16 protein-coding genes and 3 pseudogenes are annotated in these 23,202 nt (G+C 44.0%); all 19 read left to right on the plus strand.

The window, feature by feature from the left end; all coding sequences use genetic code 11:
- Window positions 1-35 precede the first annotated feature (35 nt).
- The 19 genes and pseudogenes from FU659_RS11035 to FU659_RS11130 all read left to right on the plus strand — a co-directional run bounded on the left by FU659_RS11035 (window position 36) and on the right by FU659_RS11130 (window position 23,192).
- The gene (locus FU659_RS11035; protein ID WP_147947625.1) at window positions 36-1,343 is read left to right on the plus strand and encodes an ABC transporter substrate-binding protein; all 1,308 of its coding nucleotides are present in this window, start codon (window positions 36-38) and stop codon (window positions 1,341-1,343) included.
- Window positions 1,344-1,377: 34 nt separating this feature from the next.
- Window positions 1,378-2,304, plus strand: a complete 927-nt coding sequence (locus tag FU659_RS11040) for a carbohydrate ABC transporter permease (protein ID WP_261807755.1) — start codon at window positions 1,378-1,380, stop codon at window positions 2,302-2,304.
- 29 nt (window positions 2,305-2,333) lie between these two features.
- Window positions 2,334-3,200, plus strand: coding sequence for a carbohydrate ABC transporter permease (locus FU659_RS11045; protein ID WP_147947626.1), 867 nt, complete (start codon window positions 2,334-2,336; stop codon window positions 3,198-3,200).
- Window positions 3,201-3,290: 90 nt separating this feature from the next.
- On the plus strand, window positions 3,291-3,572 hold the full coding sequence (locus FU659_RS11050; RefSeq protein WP_147947627.1) for a sulfatase-like hydrolase/transferase: 282 nt from the start codon (window positions 3,291-3,293) through the stop codon (window positions 3,570-3,572).
- A complete protein-coding gene (locus FU659_RS11055) occupies window positions 3,565-4,365 on the plus strand; it encodes a sulfatase/phosphatase domain-containing protein (RefSeq protein WP_147947628.1) in 801 nt (266 codons plus the stop codon). The genes FU659_RS11050 and FU659_RS11055 overlap by 8 nt, the downstream gene beginning before the upstream one ends.
- A gap of 23 nt (window positions 4,366-4,388) precedes the next feature.
- Window positions 4,389-6,653: a glycoside hydrolase family 3 C-terminal domain-containing protein gene (locus FU659_RS11060; protein ID WP_147947629.1), complete on the plus strand. Its 2,265-nt coding sequence runs from the start codon at window positions 4,389-4,391 to the stop codon at window positions 6,651-6,653.
- A gap of 149 nt (window positions 6,654-6,802) precedes the next feature.
- Window positions 6,803-7,738, plus strand: a complete 936-nt coding sequence (locus tag FU659_RS11065; RefSeq protein WP_147947630.1) for an alpha/beta hydrolase — start codon at window positions 6,803-6,805, stop codon at window positions 7,736-7,738.
- Between the two features lie 298 nt (window positions 7,739-8,036).
- Window positions 8,037-8,687, plus strand: coding sequence for a chromate transporter (locus FU659_RS11070; RefSeq protein WP_147947631.1), 651 nt, complete (start codon window positions 8,037-8,039; stop codon window positions 8,685-8,687).
- A 17-nt stretch (window positions 8,688-8,704) separates the two neighbouring features.
- Entirely contained in the window at window positions 8,705-9,241 is a 537-nt protein-coding gene (locus FU659_RS11075; protein ID WP_147947632.1) for a chromate transporter, read from the plus strand.
- A 34-nt stretch (window positions 9,242-9,275) separates the two neighbouring features.
- A complete protein-coding gene (locus tag FU659_RS11080; protein ID WP_315971303.1) occupies window positions 9,276-10,247 on the plus strand; it encodes an SUMF1/EgtB/PvdO family nonheme iron enzyme in 972 nt (323 codons plus the stop codon).
- A 388-nt stretch (window positions 10,248-10,635) separates the two neighbouring features.
- Window positions 10,636-11,148, plus strand: a pseudogene (sigK, locus tag FU659_RS11085) (RNA polymerase sporulation sigma factor SigK); the annotation flags it as partial.
- A 378-nt stretch (window positions 11,149-11,526) separates the two neighbouring features.
- Window positions 11,527-11,757: a hypothetical protein gene (locus tag FU659_RS11090; RefSeq protein WP_222708527.1), complete on the plus strand. Its 231-nt coding sequence runs from the start codon at window positions 11,527-11,529 to the stop codon at window positions 11,755-11,757.
- Between the two features lie 472 nt (window positions 11,758-12,229).
- Window positions 12,230-14,377: an alpha/beta hydrolase family protein gene (locus FU659_RS11095; protein WP_147947635.1), complete on the plus strand. Its 2,148-nt coding sequence runs from the start codon at window positions 12,230-12,232 to the stop codon at window positions 14,375-14,377.
- A gap of 151 nt (window positions 14,378-14,528) precedes the next feature.
- Window positions 14,529-15,273 (plus strand): annotated as a pseudogene (locus FU659_RS36320) (IS6 family transposase).
- 17 nt (window positions 15,274-15,290) lie between these two features.
- Window positions 15,291-16,487: an ROK family transcriptional regulator gene (locus FU659_RS11110; protein WP_147947637.1), complete on the plus strand. Its 1,197-nt coding sequence runs from the start codon at window positions 15,291-15,293 to the stop codon at window positions 16,485-16,487.
- A 3-nt stretch (window positions 16,488-16,490) separates the two neighbouring features.
- The gene (locus tag FU659_RS11115; protein WP_147947638.1) at window positions 16,491-17,606 is read left to right on the plus strand and encodes an extracellular solute-binding protein; all 1,116 of its coding nucleotides are present in this window, start codon (window positions 16,491-16,493) and stop codon (window positions 17,604-17,606) included.
- Window positions 17,607-17,664: 58 nt separating this feature from the next.
- Window positions 17,665-18,747, plus strand: a complete 1,083-nt coding sequence (locus FU659_RS11120) for an ABC transporter ATP-binding protein (protein WP_147947639.1) — start codon at window positions 17,665-17,667, stop codon at window positions 18,745-18,747.
- Between the two features lie 23 nt (window positions 18,748-18,770).
- Window positions 18,771-20,495, plus strand: coding sequence for an ABC transporter permease (locus FU659_RS11125; RefSeq protein ID WP_147947679.1), 1,725 nt, complete (start codon window positions 18,771-18,773; stop codon window positions 20,493-20,495).
- Window positions 20,496-20,703: 208 nt separating this feature from the next.
- Window positions 20,704-23,192: pseudogene (locus tag FU659_RS11130) on the plus strand (NEW3 domain-containing protein).
- Window positions 23,193-23,202 lie beyond the last annotated feature (10 nt).

Raw genomic sequence — 23,202 nt, forward strand, 5'->3', positions numbered from 1 at the left:
AATAAAGAGGTAAGATTTGAAAGGGAGGGTTCGAGATGAGACATAGAAAAACGTTTCTAAGTGTTATGGCTTTAACAGTAGTTGCTAGCAGTATGCTCGCTGGTTGTTCCAGTACTTCCGATACCCAGCAAAAAACTAAAGCGGACAGTAAAGCCGTCGCTCCCAAAAAGTTAACCTTCTGGCGAGTAGGGACGGATCAAGCTGAGGGTGATGTCTGGAAATCCTATATCAAAAAGTACGAAGCCAGCCATCCAGGGGTTACAATTGATTTTGCGGAAGTTCCGTTTGGGACAGAAATGGAAACGAAATTAAATGCAGCTTTTGCTGGTGGCACCGCGCCGGATGTTGTGTCTTATACCCTCGCCTCTCTAGCTCAAAGAGCTTCCCTAGGTCAATATGAACCGATTGATGCGTATGTGAAGGATTGGGCGGGCAAGGCGGATATGCTCGAAAATGTGGTCAATCTTGGGACTTTTAAGGACAAATTGTATGGTTTAGGATTCGCACCTGCTCCACGTGTGTTCATGTGGCGTAAAGATTTCTTCCAGGAAGCCGGTCTTGATCCGCAGAAACCGCCAAAATCCTGGGATGAGCTGGCGCAATATGCGGCTAAGCTGACCAAGAAAGATGGCAATACAACGATAAGAGCTGGTCTGGATATTCCGTTCAGCAATGCTTGGGTAAACTGGCAAATTTATGTGATGCAGAATGGAGGCCAGGTATTGGATCTTCAGAAGAATGAACCCTTATTTGCCAGCAAAGAAGCGATTGAAGCTACGACATATCTAAGTGATATGGCGAAGAAAGGGTATTCCATCCCTTACGACGGCAATAAAACCCAAGATAATCTGTTTTCTAACGGTAAAGCGGCTATGGCCTATTTTAACCCTTCAGCGCTCGTAACTTTGGCAAAAACCGATCCTGATATCAAAAATAAAGTAGGCGTAATGGCATCAGTACCAGCCAAGACTGCTGTTACCTTCGCCGGAATTAACTTCTTGTTCATGTCCTCCTCAAGCAAAAACAAGGAGCTTGCGGCAGACTTTATGAAGAACGCATTGTCGAAAGAAGAAACATGGAACAGATATGAAAAATTACAAACGCCGATTGTGCTTAAATCGTTGAAAGAGGATTATCTCAAAGCCGATCCCATTATCAACCCAGCGGTATTCGAAGCAGTATCGATTGGACAAGGTGCTGTTAAAGCGACTTACGCACAGCGTATGTATGAAATTATTTCCCAAGCCATAGAGAAATCGTTCTACGGGAAACAATCGCCGGAAGAAGCGCTGAAAGAAGCAGATAAGACCTTTAGACAAGAGCTGCCGAACTTAACGAAATAATACACACGATCTAATAATAGGCTGGTGATCTTACTTGAATAGCGAATTGACGGCCGCACGCAGTCCTAACCTAAAGAAAAGCCGGCTTTATAAGCGGTATGACTATTCCGGCTATGCGATGATTGCCCCAGGATATCTTATCTACTTTCTTTTTGTTATGATTCCGCTGCTAATCGGGTGTTACTACAGCTTTACTAATTACAACTTTTATAAGACGAAAGACTTCGTAGGCCTGAGTAACTACGCGCTCTTGATGAAAGACACTCTCTTTTGGAAATCAATGGGCAATACGTTTGTATACGCTGCCGGTACGATTGTCCCGCAGCTCATCATAGGGCTACTGTTTGCTGCATTGCTGAACATGAGTATACGCGGACGTGTCTTTGCTAGAGCAAGCATCTATTTGCCGAATGTGTTGTCCATGGTTGCAGTCTCCATGATTTGGCTCTGGATCTACGAACCGTCTCTTGGTATTGCGAATCGGTTCCTGGAAACCTTGGGGTTTGGTAAAGTGCAGTGGTTGTTTAATCCCAGTACGGCAATGTTGTCCATTATACTGATGAGCATTTGGAAAAGCGTCGGCTACAACATGATTGTGTATTTGGCCGGTTTGCAGAGCATTCCAGCGAGTCTGTATGAAGCGGCTGAACTTGACGGTGCGAGCAAGCTGCAACAGTTCCTCCATGTCACGATCCCGATGCTTCGGCCGACAACCTTTTTCCTATTCGTAACGGCATGTGTGAATTCGTTTACGGTATTCGAACAGGTCAACATTATGACAAATGGCGGGCCGTTAAACTCCACAACGACGATCGTGCACCAAATTTATTTACGCGGGTTTCAGGACTTCCGCATGGGCTACGCCTCGGCTATGGCCATGGTCCTCATGCTGGTGGTTTTGGGGATTACGATTTTAAATTTCCGCTTCGGAAAGCAAGGCAATGATACGGATATGGACTAAGCTATTCTGGGAGAAGGAGATCCTACATAATGAAATCTAAAACCTTCCAACCAATGTGGTGGAGTACCCTTACACTTGTCATCTCTTTTGTGATGCTGATTCCCTTCTTGCTAATGGTGATTACTTCATTAAAGACAATGCCAGAAATTAACTCCCCTTCCTTTACATTTCTTCCTAAGCATTGGATGTTTTCTAACTATGTGACAGCGATGAAGCATGGGGATTGGACTAAATATTTTACAAATTCCTTTGTCGTAACATCCATTACCGTCATTCTTAGCATGTTTATTAATTCATTAGCAGGCTATGCGTTTGCTAGACTGCGCTTTCCAGGTCGCAACCTATTGTTCTTTTCGATGCTCGTTGGCATCATGGTTCCGGCTCAAGTAACGATGATTCCTACATTCCTCATGATGAAACAGGCTCCATTTTTTGGGGGGAATGATTGGCTGGGACATGGGGGAACAGGATTTCTCAACACCTATTCCGGACTCATTATCCCGTTTGTAGCTGGTTCCTTCGGGATTTTCCTTTGTCGACAATTTTTCATCAGTTTCCCGCGAGCGCTGGATGAAGCAGCTGAAATTGATGGCTCATCGAAATTCAGAACTTTTTGGCAAATCTACGTGCCGTTAAGCAAGCCGATTCTTGCCACATTAGCTATTTTCAAAACGACGACAACGTGGAACGATTACATGTGGCCGCTCATTATGACAAATAGTGAATCCATGCGTACGATTCAACTGGGATTGACTATTTTTCGTTCGGATGCTTCTATCCAGTGGGATCAACTTATGGCTGCAACGACAGTCGTTATTCTGCCTCTTGTTTTACTGTTCATCTTTGCGCAACGGTACTTTATTCAAGGCGTTGTCACGACAGGATTGAAGGCATAATCATGTTGTAATACAAGTGATAATAAGACGAATACCTTAGTCAATCGATAGGTTGGATAAGGTGTTTGTCGTTTTACGAAGGGGATCTAGATGAAGAATAAATCGAATATCCTATTTTTGATGAGCGATGAGCATCGACCAGATGTAGCCGGATATGCCGGCAACGGAGTTATTCGCACTCCCGTGATGGACATGTTGGCGAGAGAGGGTGTTGTTTTCACGAACGCCTATACCCCATCTCCAATTTGTATTCCAGCCCGGCAATGCATCATGTCTGGCCAACTCCCTCGTACAAGCGGATGCGAGAAATATGGCGACGATCTGCCGCCTGCTTCGATGACATACGCAAGGCAGCTTGCAATGCATGGATAGTGAAGAAAAGTTTGCCTATTACTTGAATCGAGTAGAGCCGTATGTAAATGAACCCGTTTTTGAACATCCCTTTCTATCTCAACGGCAAGTCGGCTCAGGATTCGATGTGACGACGAGGGATCTTCGTCGGGCGACCGCTGCTTACCACGGCATGATCGAGACCATAGACGATCTTTACGGTGAAGTGCTAAGCGCTCTGCAGAAGGTAGGGCAAGACTTGGACGATTGGATCATCGTTTATACGAGTGACCACGGTGAAATGCTTGGACAACATGGCATCTGGGAGAAGCAAAAGTTTTTTGAAGCGAGCGTCAGGGTACCGCTGATTATCCGATATCCGCGGAGATTTGAACAGGGACGGGTGGTCGAGGAGAACGTGAACCTTTGCGATCTTTTCGCAACCATGTGCGACTTCGCGGATATTCCTACTCCGCCAGGTTTAGACAGTCGGAGTCTTGTTCCGCTCATGGAAGGAAACGGAGCCCTGTGGGACAATGAAACGATTTCACAGTTCTCTGGAACAAACCTAATGATTAAACAAAATCACCTCAAGTATCAATACTACGGAGAAAATATGCCCGAGGTCTTGTTCGATCTACAATGTGATCCTTATGAAACCAGGAATTGTATCGAGGATCCAGCGAATGCGCGGCATGTTTCCTTATTCCGCAAGCGGTGTGCCAAACTAGGTTTCGGCCCAGACGCGGATCAGCTTTATCGGAATGCGGGGTATGTTGACAATACGACGCTTAGAGGAAACCGGCAGGGGGCATCATACGGAGGAGATAACTAACAATGGGAAGAGGAGAGAAGAATATGCAGCGAAATATAACTGAGCTGATTGATCAAATGACTTTGGAGGAAAAAGCCAGCTTATGTTCCGGACTTGACTTTTGGCGCACAAAAGGGATCGAGCGTCTTGGCATTCCATCCGTCCTGATAACCGACGGTCCTCACGGATTACGCAAGCAGAAGGGTGCTTCGGATCATCTCGGATTAATGGACAGCGTACCGGCAACTTGCTTTCCTTCCGCTGCTGGAATGGCTAGCTCGTGGGATCGGGAGCTGATGCGCAAAGTTGGTGTCGCTCTAGGGGAAGAATGTCAAGCTGAGGAAGTGGCGGTTCTGCTTGGACCGGGCGTGAATATTAAGCGGTCACCGCTTTGTGGTAGGAACTTCGAATATTTCTCCGAAGATCCGTACTTATCCTCCGAAATGGCAGCGAGTCATATTATCGGCGTGCAAAGCCAGGGCGTTGGCACATCGTTGAAGCATTTTGCCGTAAACAATCAGGAACACCGTCGCATGACAACCGATGCCCTTGTCGATGAGCGGACGCTTCGCGAAATTTATTTGGCCAGCTTCGAAGGTGCAGTCAAACAAGGGAAGCCTTGGACTGTCATGAGTGCCTATAATCAGGTGAATGGTGAATTTTGTTCCGAGAACAGTAAGCTGCTTATTGACATTTTGAAAGAGGAATGGGGACATGCTGGCTTCGTTGTTTCCGACTGGGGAGCGGTGAACGATCGTGTAGATGGTCTGGCGGCAGGACTGGAGTTGGAGATGCCATCGACTAACGGTACTAGCGATCTTAAAATCGTCGAAGCTGTTCGAAGCGGCAAACTGGCGGAAGAAGTGCTGAACCGTGCTGTAGAGCGGCTTCTGACTGTCATCTTCAAGGCAGTGGACCAGCGTAAAGAAGGGGCAACTTACGATCAGGAAGCCCATCACCAGCTGGCACGAGAGGTGGCAAGGGAAAGCATGGTGCTTCTGAAGAACGAGGATGATCTCCTGCCGCTTGCCAAGTCGGGCAACATCGTACTCATAGGAGCGCTTGCCAAAACGCCTCGATATCAAGGAAGCGGCAGCTCGCGCATTAATCCGACCAAGCTGGAGGATATTCACGAAGAGTTGTGTGTATCCGCTGGAAGCGCGGCCAACGTCGTATTCGCGCAAGGCTATGATTTAGGCAGCGATGAAGTGGACGAAGGCCTGCTCTCCGAAGCTGTGCAAGCAGCCCTTCAAGCCGATGTAGCTATTATCGTGGCTGGTCTTCCAGATCGTTATGAATCGGAAGGCTATGATCGTACACATCTCAGAATTCCCGCCAATCAAATTAGTTTAATTGAAGCGATAGCTGCAGTACAAAGCAAAGTTGTGGTTGTACTGAGCAATGGAGCCGCTGTAGAAATGCCTTGGCTTGGAAGTGTGAAGTCAGTGCTGGAGGCATATCTCGGAGGACAGGCGCTTGGCGGAGCTATCGCTGATCTCCTTTTCGGCAATGCCAACCCCTGCGGTAAACTGGCTGAAACCTTTCCGCAGAAGCTCGAGCATAATCCATCCTATTTGTTCTTTCCGGGCGAAGGGGATCGCGTAGAATATAAGGAAGGAATATTTGTCGGGTATCGTTACTATGATGCAGTCGACCGAGCACCTTTGTTTCCGTTCGGTCATGGGCTTAGTTATACCAGCTTCAGCTACTCCAATCTTACTGTAGATAAGAAGGAGATCGTAGACGTGGACACCGTTCAGGTCAGCGTAAGCGTTACAAATACAGGTCATCGGGCCGGAAAAGAAATCGTGCAACTGTATGTGCGCGATTTGTTGAGTACAGTTGTAAGACCGCAAAAGGAATTGAAAGGCTTCATTAAAGTCGAGCTTCAGCCTGGTGAGACTAAGGTGGTTACATTCGAACTTGCTAAACGTGCTTTTGCGTATTACAACATTGATTTGAAGGATTGGCACGTGGAAACCGGCGAATTTGAAATCCTGATTGGTCAGTCCTCTGCTGACATTACATTGCGTGAGACTATTCGTGTCGAATCCACCGTTAACATAAAGAGAACGTACACACGCAACTCTACTTTAGGAGACATAATGGAAGATCCGAAGGGAGCAGCTATTGTGCATGAGCTGGTAAAGAACTCGCCGCTCGGTGCAGTCGCTTCAGTTAATAAAGAGACATCCGAGATGATGGAAGCTATGATCAAATCATTGCCGCTTCGCGGATTAATTGCTTTCAGTGGCGGAGCCATGACCGATGAAATGCTGGAGGGATTACTGGGTCTGGTTAATTCATAAAGTACTTTGTAAAGTGAATGCGAGTGAACAGTTACCTTTGTTCCAAAAAGAATAAAGGGAAACATTAATGACCTTTTATAAATCTACGCTTCCAAAAGGAGCGTAGATTTTAAAATTTATGTGGAGGAACGACTAAGGAGTAATTATATATGAAATATTTACTTAGAATTTTGATGATCGCTATCGTTGTGGTTGTAATAGTTGATATTTCGGCCAGCTTCTACTTTTATCATGTTGCCATCGAACGAACAAGTAAAGACTTCCTCAAACAATCTCCGGCAGCGGCGAATTTCGCTCTTGCTCGTGAACCTGTTAAATGGAAGGAGGAGCCTGATTTTGAGGACCTTACCCTTCTATCTCAGGATGGCTTGGAGCTTCACGGTTATTATTTGCCGGCTGCTACGCTATCGAAGAAAACGGTCATTATTGCTCACGGTTTTGCAGGGAAAGCACATGATATGGATGCATATGCAGCCTTCTATCATGACCAGCAGGGCTTCAATGTGCTAATGACTGATGCTCGGGGACATGGACAGAGTACAGGTGATTATATCGGATACGGATGGGACGAACGCAGAGATTATGTGGAGTGGATCGGATTGATCCTACAGAAGGTGGGGGCAGATTCGGAGATCGTGCTGCATGGTGGGTCTATGGGGGCTGCTACCGTGTTGATGACAAGCGGAGAGAGCTTGCCTCCGAATGTGAAGGCTATTATTTCCGACAGTGCATATACATCGGCTGAAGCCGAACTCACCTATGCTTTAGGCCGTATGTACCATCTTGCCAAATTCCCGATTGTTCAAAGCACAAGCCTATTGACAAAGCTGAGAGCGGGGTATTTCATTGGAGAGGCGTCGGCGCTAAAACAAGTGAAAAAGTCAAAAACGCCGATACTTTTCATCCATGGAACGGGGGATTTAACCGTACCTCTCTCTATGGCCTATGAGCTTTATGAAGCGTGTGAAAGCCCGAAGGAACTATATGTAGTTGAGGGTGCAAAGCACGGTAAGTCATATTATTTGGTCCCTGTGAGTTATGAGAAAAAGATAACGGAATTTCTAAAAGCATATGTTCAACTTTAACGATTGGGAATTTCAATTGCCGTAAATCGATGATTAAATTACCAAGCCATTTCCGATCAAAATCCTTATTAGATGGGTGGAGGCGTCAATAAAAAAGGCGAATTTGAAGTAAAATGAAACATAATTCCAATTTGAAGTTAACTAAAAATAACATCGGAATAATTCCTGTTATTTATGAAATGGAATATGTAAATATCCGAATTCACCGAAAATATTTATTGAAAACATAAAACTTTATTCCAAAATAAACTAAAGAAGGTTATAATAGAATTATAAACACGATTCGGGAGGTTGCATAATGGGGATAAATCGTCTCAAAGTCATTAGGGATATTTTTTTGACGTTTTTGAAGATTGGACCAGCTACTTTCGGAGGTGGTTATGCTATGCTTCCGATCATTGAGAGGGAGGTTACCGTCAAACGGGCATGGATTCCTGAGAAAGATATAGCCAATCTTATCTCAATCGCGGGATCGGCACCTGGTGGCATCGGTGTTAACGCTTCGGCATTCATCGGATATCGATTGGCGGGAATTCCCGGGACTGTCGCGGCTGTTATCGGTATTACTCTCCCTACATTCTTGATTGCCCTATTACTTAGCCTTGCTTTTAGATACATGCAGGGGAACCCTAAGGTAGAGGCTGCATTGGTAGGCATTCATGCTGCAATTATTGGACTCATTGCTGTAGCCGCTTATAATATGGGCAAATCAGCTATTTTTGATAAAACAACCTTGATTACCTTGCTAAGTACTTTAATCATTTTATTGTCTTTTCCGATTCATCCCTTGTACGTAATCCTCGTTGGATTATTTATTGGCATTATCTTGGTAAAAGTAAAGGAAGCGATAGGACTCCATGTCCGCTTAGAAAAAGGAGACCAGGTCCAGGTATCTACCCTTGGTAAAGGCTATGCCAATTACGAGTATTTTTTTGCTGAAGGAATATAACAACAGGAGGCGGGGGCATGTTATGGGAATTATTCCTGACTTTTTTTAAAATTGGATTTATGTCATTTGGCGGCGGATATGCGATGATTCCAGTCATTGGGCATGAAGTTGAGGCTCATGGGTGGCTTGTAGATGAGCAATTCACGAATTCAGTTGCTTTGGCAGGAATGGCCCCAGGACCCATTGCTACAAATACAGCAACATTAATCGGGTATGAAACAGCGGGAATTATTGGAGCGACGGTTTCAACAATTGGCATCATTCTACCATCACTTCTCATCATTATCATTATTGCATCATTCTTCTACCACATGGATCAGAATAAACAGGTTCGCTCCATATTCTATGGGCTGAAGCCTGTCGTGACGGGTTTGATTATTTATGCAGCGATACATTTTGGTTTCAAGGACCAAGCTGAAAGTTTATTTACTTGGAAAAATGTGAGTATAGCAGTAATGGCTTCAGGGGTTTTCCTTGCAGTAATGAAACACAAATTATACCCGTTAACGGCTATCGTACTATCAGGCCTAGTCGGTATTGCTTTGTTCAGTTAATTACGTTTACATAAAAGTAAAGGGGCGGTCTTCAATAGATACCAATAATCCATCATGCTGCTCAGCAAGTCGGAGAGCAATTCATCAAACTGACGTAAGTCCAAAGCGTTTAATGGATCATACACAGGCTCAAACAAAGTCTAATTGCCAAACAATGAGTATGATTTATATACCAGGTGGGAAGTTTTTAATGGGGACTGACGATCAAGAAGGATTCCTATCTGATGGTGAGGGGCCTGTCAGAGAAATTTCTGTTAACCCATTTTACATCGATGCTACGACGTTAACGAATGCAGAATTCAAGAGATTTGTTGAGGATACAGGCTTTCAAACCGAAGCTGAAACCTTTGGGTGGTCCTATGTTTTTCATCTTTTTGTTTCTGAAGCAACTACGTTGCAAGTGAAAGATTCGGCCCAACAAACACCATGGTGGTGGGTGGTTCATGGTGCTGACTGGCTTCATCCCGAGGGTCCAGATTCTGGGATCCAAGATAGGATGGACCATCCGGTCATCCATGTATCTTGGAATGATGCAGTTGCGTATTGCCGATGGGCTGGAAAAAGGCTATTAACAGAGGCTGAATGGGAGTTTGCTGCACGCGGCGGACTGGTGCAGAAGAGATACCCTTGGGGTGATATATTGAAGCCGGATGGACGGCATATGTGCAATATTTGGCAAGGAAAGTTCCCAGAGAAAAATCATGCTAGCGATGGGTATGCAGGTACGGCGCCTGCCAAATCCTTTGAACCAAATGGATACGGCCTTTACAATGTAGCTGGTAATGTGTGGGAATGGTGCTCGGATTGGTTTAGCCCTACCTATCATATCAATGGCGCAAAGGATAACCCCACTGGCCCTCCATCTGGAGACAACAGGGTTCTAAGGGGAGGTTCGTACTTGTGCCATGCCTCCTATTGCAATCGATATCGTGTGGCGGCACGGAGTAAAAATACACCTGATAGTTCTGCGGGAAATATAGGTTTCCGTTGTGCTGCTGATGCTTAATTAAGCATCCATGTCGCCAAAAGCAACTGAAACCAATTTGGTCCAATGGCGTTCATTCTCAGGGTGAGCGTCTTTTTTACCACATCAGAAAGTATAAGTTTTCGGCTCCCGAAAACCGCTTTCTGATTGGCGATAAAACCAACCTCTAAACGCGGTCGCTCATTATTGAATGGCCTTGATAGAGGTTTTCTCACAATAAGTAAGAAGTAAAAGTAATGGGAGCATGGTGCTGCATCAATTTCATCGAATCCTAAAAGCATCAACCACTGATTTTGCACAATTAAAAAGCAAACTAATGTTGCAGAAATTCACAACTACATTGAGCTTCCAATTCTAAGCTGCAAAGGCATCCGGCAGTTGAGGAAGGAATTTTACGTTGCTTTGAGTTCACAACCTCAAAAAATTCGACAACACAGGTGAAGATTTAGAGGATTTGATCTCGATCGGGACAATCGGACTGATCAAGGCGATTGAGTCGTTTTCCCCGAACAAAGGTACGAAGCTTGCGATATTCGCGGCACGCTGTATCGAGAATGAGATCTTGATGCACCTGCGTTCGCTGAAGAAAACGAGGAAAGATGTGTCCCTCCATGATCCCATCGGAACGGACAAAGAGGGTAATGAGATCACGTTGATCGATATCCTCGGCAGCGAGGCGGATGATGTGGTAGATGCTGTACAGCTGAAAATAGAGAAATCAAAGATATATAAAAATTTGGAGATATTGGATGATCGGGAGAAGGAAGTTGTGGTTGGGCGATTTGGACTCGAACTAGGCGGGGAAGAACGGACGCAGCGGGAAATTGCGAAGGAGCTGGGGATTAGTCGCAGCTATGTGTCGAGGATTGAGAAGTGGGCACTCATGAAGCTGTATCATGAGTTTTATAAAGCAAAGCGGTAGGGGCGAAGAGATAAGATTTAAATAAATTCAATTTCGCTTCCAAAGTAAGTTGCTCCATCCCATAACTTCATTTCAATGATGTTATCAGGAATCAGAGCTTTGCACCACAACCGAAAAAAGGGACTATTAAAAGAAAATCGAATGTGTTATGATAAAAAAAAGTTAATACACGGTTGGAGATTAGGAGACACCGCAACGTTTGATTGCACGATTCGTGCAGTTGAATGATTGCTGTGTCTTTTTTAATGTAGATGGGTTGGTAATAATAGTTTAGACGAACAAGGTGGTATTTGTTTTTTATTGTTTTTGAATGTGAGAGCGCTTTCTTAGGCGTGCATCCAACTTTCACGAACTTCGGTGACATTTCCCAAAAGGCTCTTGAGAATGCCATTGCTAAAGCTAAAAATAGCAAGACTATTAAGCAAGCTGGGAGGCAACGTAAATGAAGATGATCATAATTCAATGATCAAAATTGTTATTGAGGATTACAGCGAAATAATGATGGCCCATCAGGAACTGGAGTTTCAAAATAGATATAAAATTATCAAGAGGAAAGATATCATCGAAAATAAAGAAAACCTGATCAGGAGCATAGGTATAGTTCATTAGCGAACCCATACGGGAGATGTCGGCCTAGGTATACTGGATGCAGCGATTTGGTGAGATGCTTGCGCATGGCGAAGAGGTCACCGCGGAGTAACAAAAACAATAATGGTTCATAATTATTGCTGGAGCATCAGCAGGAAAAGGACGGAGTTCCGAGCAATATATAAAATCCTGGTCGAAAAGCGTCTTGGAAGGGGGGATTTCAAAGCAGATTTCGCGAGGGGTGCGGCTATTTGACAGTGTCTAGAAGTCAAAAGATAAGACGAAAGTGGGACGTACAGGCACCGCTAGGAGTCACTGGGTTATCCAAATGCAGGGAGTTATGCTAGGGATGTTGACTTCAATGAGTTTCAAATGCAATGAAGTAAAAAAGAATAGCGTTAGCCAGCAAACATAGCGTTGGTTCTCTTGACGACGCATTGTAAATAATTGATAGCGTTATCATTTAATGAAAATCTATTTAAAGGAGACCGATATGACAAAAATTTATTCATTCTTGAAAAAGCCGAAAGGTTTGCTAGCCTTATCTTTGGTACTCATTATAATCGGCAGCTTTTTTGCGCAAATGTTTAACACATCGTTTTACTCGGTGAATGTGAATAAAATTAATTTTAAGGCTGATCATGGCACACTATCAGGGCTTCTGTACATGCCCAAGGGAGCGGGAGCGAATGATCCGCGTCCGGTCATCATTACAACGCATGGTTATTTGAATACGAAAGAAATGCAAGATGCTCCCGCCATCGAAATGTCTAGACGGGGCTACATCGTCCTAGATCTAGATCAGTACGATCATGGAGATTCCCGTTGGAATATCAAAACACCAGTGAAGGATATTTTCTTCACCTTCTGGCTCTATTCCCAATTTGACGCTGCGAAGTATATTTACCAGCAGAATTACACCAAGAAGGATGATAAAGGCAACGCATATGTTGCTGTAAGCGGTCACTCTATGGGCGGGTTTTCTTCCATAATGGCCATGTATTATGACGAGCTAAATTCCTTGAAAACCGGCAATCGGATGATCTATGCAGGGATTCCAGTGGGGGCAGATTACTCCATCTCTTCTGCAATTGTTCCTCAGGATCAATTGCAAGCAGCATTTGGTAACCGTAAGGTAGGGATGGTTGCTGGAAAATATGATGAGTTCTTCTTCAATAAGTCGGACGCGGAGAAAAGCGCTGCAGAGAAGAAAGTACTGGGCTCAGTTACAAGCAAGGATTTCGTGTCCACTTTATCAGGCAAGTCGTTCCTTGGCTTATCGGCAGATGTTCAAGCAGGGGAGGCCGGCAAGTTCTATCAAGTGAAAACCGGCGAATTGCGTTTGGAAGACAAGGTGGTTCGCCCATTTCAGACTGGCGAGCGTGTTATATTCACGCCTAATGAGACCCATCCTTGGAACCACATTTCCACAACGACTACAGCAGATTTGATTGATTTTTATGCTTATGCTTTTAAAGGAGTAACTTCTCCTAACCAGGCCCAAGTGGATTTTGGTTCAGGTAGTCAAATCTGGTGGCTGAAGGAAGCTTTCAACTTCATCGCCTTAATCGGCTTCTTTCTTATGATTGTTCCACTGATCAGTCTGTTACTCAAGGTCCCCTTCTTGAAAAGGGCTGTGACGGAATCTATTGCGACCGTATCTGCACCCTCAACTGGCAAGCAGAAAACGGTCTACTTGATAGCCATATTGTTCAGTACGCTAATCCCTGCCATACTATTCCCGACACTTATGGATAAAAAGGCCGGTGGTCTGAACGTTCTTAGCACTATTGCCATCACTTTGCTGGTTTTGTTCGTGGCCGCAGCTATAATCGGCTTCATTGCTGCGAAAGCCAATAAGGCAAATGCGGAGGTAAGCGTAAAAATGAAGAATATCGGCACAGGCAGTACGTTGTTGGCGTTAGTTGCCCTAGTGCTCTGGTTGATTTTTAAAAATGCCACTTATTTTTTCCCGCTCAGTCATTTCTTTAATGAGCCTACAACGAATCAGATCCTTTATTGGGCCATCGTTTCGGCATTGATCACTGTATTCGTGACATATGCTTTTCATTACTTCTCTAAAAAGGATGCAGGTACGAAATTCAGTCACTATGGCATCAGCCTGAACGCTGTGACCATTGTCTCTAGTCTTTGTACAGCGATTGCTGCAGTGGTCGTCGGTTATCTCATTCTGTTCGCTGTACAGTCAGTTTTTGGCACAGACTTCCGTATTTGGGTTCTTGCGGTACGTACCTTTGATATGGAGCATGTGATTACTGCATTGCGGTACATTCCGTTCTTCCTGATCTATTATTTTATCAGTACTGTGGCACTGAATGCGAATACACGTGGGCAAAAAGGCGGGTACGTTCTGTCAATTATTCTGAATGTCGGTGGACTTATCTTGTGGTTAGTAGCCCAGTATGGCAAAGATTTTATGTCTGGTGTTGCCCTTTACCCAGGGCAGTCGCTGAATGGTATCCTGCTTTTCGCATTGATTCCGTGTCTGATTTTGGCGGCGATATATGCCCGCAAGGTATTTGAGAAGACAAACAACGTATGGCTTGCTGCATTTTTAAATACTATTTTATTCACAATGATTTCTGTAGCTAATACTGTTATGTACTGGAATCTAGTATAATAATTGCATGAAAGAGACCACCCTCCTGAATGGTTGCGAGAGTGGTCTCTTTGATCTTTGTTGCCAGGAGAACCGTCATTGGGTTGTGGTGCAAAGCTCTAATTCATGATAACGTAACTGATAATGAAGTCATGGGATGGAGCAGCTTACTATGGAAGCCAACTTGGATTTATTTAAATGGAAGCAGTATGAATCAGCAGTCATTTTACTCACAGTGAGATGGTATTTAAAATATAGTTTAAGCTATCGAGACGAGACATCGTAGAAATGATGAGCGAGCGGGGAATAGAGATTTCCCATACGACGATCATGAGATGGGTTCATGAGTTTGGGCCCGAAATAGACAAACGAATCCGCCCCTATTTAAAACCCACAAATGATTCGTACAGAACCGACAAAACGTACATCAAAGTCAAAGGTCAATGGAAGTATTTATATAGAGCGGTTGATTCTATAGGGAAAACGATTGATTTTATGTTATCTGAAAATCGAGATATGCCGGTAGCTAAGCGCTTCTTTACAAAAGCTTTGGCCTCGCCACATAATCAAATACCACGTGTGATCACTTTGGATAAAAACCCGGAATATCCACCAGCCATACAAGAATTAATAATGAAAAAACCCTGCCAAAAGAAACTTTGATAAGACAGACAAAATACCTAAACAACATAGTAGAACAAGATCATCGGTTCATAAAGAAAATCACAAAACCGATGCTTGGTTTCAAAACGTTTCGCACTGCAGAACAGACGTTGAAGGGAATCGAGGCTATGCAGCACCACAAACCATTGATCTTTATGGGCTTGGGACGTATAGGAAAATACTGGTTGACACCATGTAAGCGTTTAACTTATAATTCAAGTAACATGACTTTGTTAATCATTTTAACTAATTAAGGGGGTGAAATATCCAATTGATAGGGCGCGGTCAAACAGGCAATACCAAGTTGGTTAAACAAATTAACCGTGAAGGCATACTTCATCAATTGAAAGAGAGAACGGGGATGTCTAGAGCAGACTTGGCAAAATTGACTGAGTTAAGTCGACCTTGTGTTTCCTCATTAGTTGATGAAATGATTCAAGAAGGAATAATTCGTGAAGTTGGAGTGGGGGAGTCTAAAGGCGGCAGAAAGCCAATCTTATTGGAATACAACTTCCAAGCTTATGGTGTGGTTGGTGCCGTGTTCGAAGGGAGTACCTTACAATTAGCAATTGCTGATCTAAAAGGTGAAGTGTTATTTCAATACAAGACTCTTTTATCTCATCAGAAGGATGGCCAAGAAGCCATCGAAATTGTCGAGAGAGGGCTTGCGGCGTTGTTGACACAAAGCGGATTTAATAAAAGCAGGCTGCTCGGAATCGGTTTGGGTTTACCTGGGATTACACAGCGTAGAGAGGGTACGGTAAGTTATTCACCTAGTACAGGATGGATGGGCTTGCCTGTGCAGAAGGAAATTGAAGACCGCTTAGGTTTACCCGTAATTATAGATAATGATGTCAATTTAATGACTCTTGGTGAATTCCATAAAGGAGTAGGCAAAAGCTTTTCTAATTTGGTTTATATGTATGTGGGCACTGGTATTGGTGCTGGAATTGTAATAGATGGGCAGTTATACCGGGGAGTTAGGGAAGCTAGTGGGGAAATCGGTTATATGACAATTGGGCCTATTCGAAATCGAGCCCAAGGGGAGTATGGAGCATTTGAAAACAATTACTCTGTAACGGCAATCCGAGAGAAAGCGAAATTGCTCCTTAAGTCTATGGAAGAAGACACTAGCGTTATTAAACAGATCGTAACGCAAGCAAATCAAGGGATTGTCGAGGCGCAGTCGCTTCTCGATGATATTTACAAACATTGGGCATATGGAATTGCCAACATAGTAAGTGTGATGGATCCTGGCTTATTCATTCTTAGTGGAGAAATGATACATATCGGTGCTAACGGAGTCCAGACGATTCATCAAATGCTAACCGAGTTGGTTCCTTTTGTTCCTCAGCTTAAGACGGCCAGTTTAGGAGATCATGCTGGGATCATAGGTGCAATTCATAGTGTATTGGAAGCGCTGCCATCAACGCTTAATCCAGAGGTGAAATTAAAAAGGAGGAGTTAAGATATGAAGAAATTATCAAAAAAGAGTTCAGCATGGATGACAGGTTTGGTTCTTAGTACCGTGGCATTGGCAGTAACAGCTTGTGGTGGCTCGACCCCCAGTAGCACTCAGAATCCTGCTTCGGTAAAGCCGGCAGTTGAATCTCCGAAACCTACTGAGAAACCTGCAGAGAAACAAAAGCTCGTCATTTACACGGCAAGGGATAAGAATGTGGTGGATGAAATTATGCCTAAGTTTAAGGCGAAACACCCGGAGGTCGAAGCTGAGGTTCTTACTATGGGGGCCCAACAAATTTTAGAGCGGGTACGTGGTGAAAAAGCGAACGCTCAAGCCGACTTTTGGTGGGGAGGAACCCAATCGGGACTTATGACGGCGGCCAATGAAGGTCTTTTAGAAAGTGTAAAACCTAGCTTTGCCGATAAAGTGCCTGCTCTTTATAAAGATGCCCAGGACCGCTGGTATGGCGAAATGCTTCTGCCGGAAGTCATCATGTACAATTCTAAAGTGATGAAGAAAGAAGATGCACCTAAGGATTGGGACGATCTATTGGATCCCAAGTATAAAGGGAAAATTATTATCCGAGGTGTATTAGCTTCAGGAACTATGAGAACGATTTATTCGTCGATGATATTCCGCCAAGACGGTGCTGATCCCAAGAAGGGCTATGATTGGTTGAAAAAGCTAGACGCTAATACGAAGGAATATGCACAGGATCCAACTAACTTGTATCTTAAATTAGCACGTGAAGAAGGTACGCTGTCGCTTTGGAATTTACAGGACATCATGATTCAAAAGGAATTGCAGAAACAACCGTTTGACTTTATTTATCCTACTAGTGGCGCTCCTATTCTGGTGGACGGCGTGGGTGTTGTCAAAGGCGCTAAAAACATGGATGCAGCTAAGAAATTCTATGAATTCCTCTTTGAGAGCAACCTGCGTACAGAATTGGCGGAGAAATTGTTCCAAATTCCTACCCGTACGGATATAACTACACTTCCTGCTTGGTTAAAGGGATTAGAGTTAAAGCCAATGAAAATTGATTGGACAGTAATGGCGGATAAAGAGAAAGAATGGATGCAGTATTGGGATGAAAGCATTAAAGGGAAAGGCTCCAAATAATTAACATCCTGGCGGAGGGACTCCTCCGCCGGGTCATTCATGAGGGGGGGAAGCGTGCTTGATTGATGTAACATTGGATAATGTTAGTAAACAGTTTGGAAACGTTAAGGGAGTTTCAGACGTTCATATTCAGATTAAACCTGGCGAATTTTTTACTTTTTTGGGGCCCAGCGGGTGTGGAAAGACGACAACACTTCGTATGATAGCAGGTTTTTATTTTCCTAGTGCTGGACGTATTCTATTTGGCAATAAGGATGTAACAAATTTGCCCCCCAATAAGCGTAATACCGGAATGGTGTTTCAGAACTATGCATTATTTCCCCATCTGACTGTATTCGAAAACATTGCTTTTGGTCTTCAGGTGAGAAAAGTTTCAAAGCCGGAAATGGTTGAAAGGGTTGAGCGTGCGCAAAAACAAGTGCGCTTAGAGGGATATGGAAATCGTAGGATCGATCAATTATCAGGCGGCCAGCAACAGCGGGTTGCATTGGCTAGAGCTCTCGTTATTGAGCCGCAAATTCTACTGCTAGATGAACCTTTATCGAATTTAGACGCTAAGTTAAGAGAAGAAACGAGATTGGAAATTAAGAGACTTCAACTGGAACTTGGAATAACAACGATCTATGTAACCCACGATCAGTCTGAGGCGATGTCGATGTCTGACCGAATCATGGTTATGCAGGGCGGAGTTGTCCAACAAATAGGAAGTCCAGAACAAATATATAATAAACCGGTGAATAGTTTTGTCGCATCGTTTATAGGTGAATCCAATTTATGGGATGGAATAGTGGAACGAATCGAAGGTCACGAAGTCCTTGTGCGTTTTGCGCCCGATTTGTTATTACGTGGTCGGATCGACCATGCATCACCTACATGTACAATAGTAGAAGGTGTACGTATCACTGCCTCTATTCGTCCAGAATCGGTCGTTGAAGTACGTTCTGATGAACAAAATCAGCAAAATGTTGTGAAAGGGAAAGTCGCGATTTCTGAATTTACTGGAGTAAGTGTAAATTACATAACTCAAATTGGTCCTGTTCAACTTAAAGCCATGTTTGTTAATCAAGGGCATCAAGTTCGCCATGGCGGAGAAGAGATCTCCTTTTTTATTCCGAAAGAAAGCATCTATTTCATAGAATAGGTGGGAGGACGAACGTGAAACCAATTGTGAAATCACCGTCAACCGAGCCTATTCATCGTTGGACTGCTATAACGAGATCACGAAATTTCGTCTACGTTTTGGTAGCTCCTTTATTTCTGGTGCTTTTGGCTTATGTGGTTTATCCCTTATTCCAGACCTTTGTTCAAAGTATACAGGTGGAAGAGCATTTCTCCTTGAAAAATTACGCTAGATTTTTTAGTTTGGAACACACATCCAATCTGGAAGCCTTGTGGACCAGTATTTATATATCCATTCTGAGTGTAATTACTTGTGCAATCGTAGGTGTCACGATGGCTTTCTTGCTGGAACGCTATGAGTTTCCAGGACGTAAGGTGCTTACCGTTCTAGTGATGGTTCCCATGGCGCTTCCCCCTTTGGTTGGCGTGCTATCCTTTACCTTTTTGTATGGGGAGAGTGGAATTATTCCTCGGTCCTTAAAACTGTTGTTAGATCTGGATCATGTTCCTTTTTCCCTCAAAGGTATTTGGGGCGTTCTCATGGTCCACACCTTCACGATGTACACTTATTTCTATATGACAGCTTCATCAGCCATCAAAGGACTTGACCCTTCGTTAGAGGAAGCCGCTGCGAGTCTTGGGGCAGGACGTTTGTATGTCTGGCGGCGAGTTATTCTGCCGATGCTGACACCTGCTATGGTTGCTTCATCCTTGCTCGTATTTATGGTTTCAATGGCATCTTATACCGCCCCGCTTATTTTTGGAATTGAGCGTACGATGACGATGCAAATTTACTTATCTAGAACGAATGGAAATTTAGACATGGCTGCTTCGCAATCGACTATTTTGTCGGTGGTCTCCATCGTTTTTTTAATGGTTATGCGTTGGTATCAAGGGTTGCGCAATTATCAGAACTTGAGTAAAGGGGTAAGTGTTCACCGAACTGAAGTGAAAAGCGCGTTAGGTAAATACGCAGCAATGGTTCTCTCTTTCCTTGGTGTTGTAATTCTGCTGCTGCCTATTCTAGTTTTGGTTCTAATATCTTTCTCAACGGACGGAACCTGGACAACGCAGATTCTTCCACCGGAATATACATTTAAGCACTATGTGGAGTTGTTTACCGACAGTAAGACCTGGCGTCCGATTGCCAACAGCTTTAAAATGAGCTCAATCGCAACGTTTGGAAATATTATCTTTGGTGTGGCTGCCGCTTATGCCATGGTGAGGATGAAATTTAAAGGCAAATCAGTGCTGGATGTGTTAATTATGCTCCCGTGGGCTTTGCCGGGAACAGTGGTGGGCGTGAACTTGATCACCGCATTCAGTGAGCCCACAGTATTCACCTTTAACCAAGTATTAATAGGCAGTTTCTGGATGCTGCCGCTTGCCTATTTCGTTCGTCATTTGCCCTTAGTGTTTCGTTCCACGTCAGCTACTTTGATGCAAATGGATAGCTCAGTGGAAGAAGCGGCACGTAACTTGGGTGCTTCGTGGTGGTATAGCTTCCGCCGGATTGTGTTTCCGATGGCCTTAAGCGGAATTCTAGCTGGGGCGTTGCTGGCCTTTGTTCAAGGCATTGGCGAATTTGTCGCCTCAATTCTCTTATTCACAAGGAAAACCACACCCATTTCGGTTGAAATATTTCAGCGAATGTATTCCTTTGAGTTTGGCACAGCCTGTGCATATGGTGTATTGCAAATTACCCTCATCATCATTGTTCTATTCATCTCCAGAAAAATCACGGGTGATAAGGCCGGTACAGCATTGTAAAATGTTGGTCATATCGTGGGAACATCCTAAGAGCTATCCTAGGCAGCTTGCTTTATAAGTAAAGCTAAGGAGTTCACATCCACGTCATGATATAAGCGGGAAATGGCCATTTCCTGCAGATGAATAACATTTGGTTGACTAGAGGAGGAGTTAGATGGAAACAAGGATATCGACCCCCAAATGGTTTAAGGTTGCCCTGAGTGTGGCAATGACAGGAACTTTAGTATTTCCTATGATAGCAGCCAAGCCTGTCTATGCAGATCGAGGAATTGTTGATCTGTGGAAGTCGATCAAACCGCTAACAACTATTGCAAGCGCCATGAATACAGGGGCCCACCCGGATGACGAGCACAGTGCAACTCTGGCCTATCTTTCCTTAGGAAAAGGTGTCAATACCTTCAGCGTTATTGCTAATCGTGGGGAAGGCGGGCAAAATGAAATTGGCAGCGAATTGGGGAACGCCTTAGGGATGATCAGAACTCGCGAATTGCAAGAAGCCTCGAAAATTACCAATGTTACTTTAGGCATGCTGAGTGAAAAAATCGATGACGCAATTTTTGACTTCGGATTTTCCAAAAGTCCAGATGAAACATTGACAAAGTGGGGGGATTCCGTCGTATACGAAAGATTAATTCGTAAAATACGTGAAATGCGTCCCGACGTCATCATTCCTGCATTCTTAAACGAGGAATCTACGCACGGGCATCATAGAGCCATCAACGTCATTACCGTTCGCGCGTTTAAGGACGCGGCCGATCCGAATATATTTCCTGAACATCTCAAAAAGGATCTGCAGCCTTGGCAAGTAAAGAAGCTGTATCTGCCGGCTGACAATAAAGATTACAATGTTCTCGTTCCTACCGGCGATTACGATGAAATCTATGGGGCTTCTTACGTGCAGCTTGGGGAAGAATCCCGGTTTATGCATAAGAGCCAAGGTATGGGGAGGCTTGTTGATGAAGGTCCTTCAGGCAGCTACTACAAGCTGGGAGCAACAGCTACTACTGCAAATCCGCGGATAAAGAAAAGGATTTCTTTGATGGCATAGCTTATTCGTTCGAAGATTTGGCCAAAGAGGTCGAAACGAAGGGCAAGGATAACAAAGTTATTAAAGATTTAAGATCCCTTCACAAAGATGCGGATGAAGTGATTGCAGCATATCCTAATTTTGCTAAAGTGGCACGTGGAGTGCATGGAATGAAAGCAGATCTGCAAACAGCTTTAACGGATGTAACTGCATCTGATTTGCAAAAAGCAACAAAAGAGGACCTCTTATATCGCCTTCATGTCAAAGAAGAGCAGCTGAATAAAGCCAGTATGGAAGCTGCCTCTGTAGTTGCTAAAGTTAAACCTGCTACTGGTGAATTAGTAGCGGGCCAGACTACGAAGGTGGTTGTTACTGCCTATAGCGGTGGTTCAGTGGAATTGAACAAAATAAATATGAATCTGAATGTACCAGAAGGCTGGACGGCGAAACCAACGGGTGCAACAAGCTTTGAGCAATTAAGGTACAATCAGACGGTTTCGACAACTTATGATGTGACAATACCTAAAAATGCAGCAGAGTTTAAGCCTTATGATGTTTCAATTCTAAGTGCAAATGTTACATACGAAGCTTTTGGTACGTCAACTAAGCTCAAAGTAGTCCCACAAACGGCGGTTGCAATTCTTCCTGCGTATTCGATGTCCTTAAGTCCGAGCGCAACCGTATTGAATACATTGAAAAGCGATGAACCCGTTCCGGTGAAGGTGACGGTTCGCAATTATACACCGGATGCATCTAAAGCGTCGATTTCATTGAATGTACCGGAAGGATGGTCGGTTGAGCCTGCAGTAGAAGAGTTAAGCTTCGCATCTAAGGGCGAGACAAAGTCTGTATCGTTCTCGGTAAAAGCCTCTTCGAAAGTAGCGGTAGGTAAATACACGGTATCGGCGGTAGCTAAGAACGGGGATATCGTAAGCACTGAAGGAGCTCAAGTCATTGAATATCCGCACATCGGAAAAACATACCTGATTCAACCTGCGGAACTCAAAATCCAGGCTTTCGATCTAACTATTCCTAAAAACCTGAAAGTGGGTTATGTTTCCAGTGGATTTGACAACATTGATCAGTATTTACGTCAATTGGGCATTGATGTTGTTAAACTGGAAGCAAAAGATATACAATTTGGAGATTTATCCCAATACGATACTATTGTGCTCGGTATACGCGCTTATGCTTTCCGTCCGGAGTTAATCCCAAGCAACCAAAGATTGCTTAACTATGTAGAAAATGGCGGGAACCTTGTAGTTCAATATCACAAGCCGGAAGACAAGTGGACTCCGAATCTGGCTCCATTCCCTATCAAGATTGGAGAACCGCTCATTAAATGGCGTGTAACGGATGAAAATTCAAAAGTCACCGTGTTGGCTCCAGATAGTCCTATGTTCAATTACCCTAACAAGATTACGGCTGAAGATTGGGATGGCTGGATTCAAGACCGCTCTGCGTACAATCCTGCCCAATGGGGCAAGGAGTATACAGAACTTATTTCTAACGGTGATCCAGGTGAAAAAGAATTTACAGGTACTTTCTTAACAGCACCTTATGGTAAAGGAATATATACCTACAGTTCGTTGGTTTGGTATCGCGAAATTCCAAATCTTGTTCCTGGCTCCATCAGGTTGTTCGTCAATATGATTAGTCAAAAGCAGTAGCCAAGTCTTT

The sequence above is a fragment of the Paenibacillus sp. N3.4 genome, from assembly GCF_008017805.1.
Lineage (GTDB): Bacteria > Bacillota > Bacilli > Paenibacillales > NBRC-103111 > Paenibacillus_E.

What these genes read in the sequence shown, in the direction of transcription:
- FU659_RS11035 (WP_147947625.1), top strand. Translation starts at nt 36, where the DNA reads ATGAGACATAGAAAAACGTTTCTAAGTGTTATGGCTTTAACAGTAGTT.
- FU659_RS11045 (WP_147947626.1), top strand. Translation starts at nt 2,334, where the DNA reads ATGAAATCTAAAACCTTCCAACCAATGTGGTGGAGTACCCTTACACTT.
- FU659_RS11050 (WP_147947627.1), top strand. Translation starts at nt 3,291, where the DNA reads ATGAAGAATAAATCGAATATCCTATTTTTGATGAGCGATGAGCATCGA.
- FU659_RS11055 (WP_147947628.1), top strand. Translation starts at nt 3,565, where the DNA reads ATGGATAGTGAAGAAAAGTTTGCCTATTACTTGAATCGAGTAGAGCCG.
- FU659_RS11060 (WP_147947629.1), top strand. Translation starts at nt 4,389, where the DNA reads ATGCAGCGAAATATAACTGAGCTGATTGATCAAATGACTTTGGAGGAA.
- FU659_RS11065 (WP_147947630.1), top strand. Translation starts at nt 6,803, where the DNA reads ATGAAATATTTACTTAGAATTTTGATGATCGCTATCGTTGTGGTTGTA.
- FU659_RS11070 (WP_147947631.1), top strand. Translation starts at nt 8,037, where the DNA reads ATGGGGATAAATCGTCTCAAAGTCATTAGGGATATTTTTTTGACGTTT.
- FU659_RS11075 (WP_147947632.1), top strand. Translation starts at nt 8,705, where the DNA reads ATGTTATGGGAATTATTCCTGACTTTTTTTAAAATTGGATTTATGTCA.
- FU659_RS11095 (WP_147947635.1), top strand. Translation starts at nt 12,230, where the DNA reads ATGACAAAAATTTATTCATTCTTGAAAAAGCCGAAAGGTTTGCTAGCC.
- FU659_RS11115 (WP_147947638.1), top strand. Translation starts at nt 16,491, where the DNA reads ATGAAGAAATTATCAAAAAAGAGTTCAGCATGGATGACAGGTTTGGTT.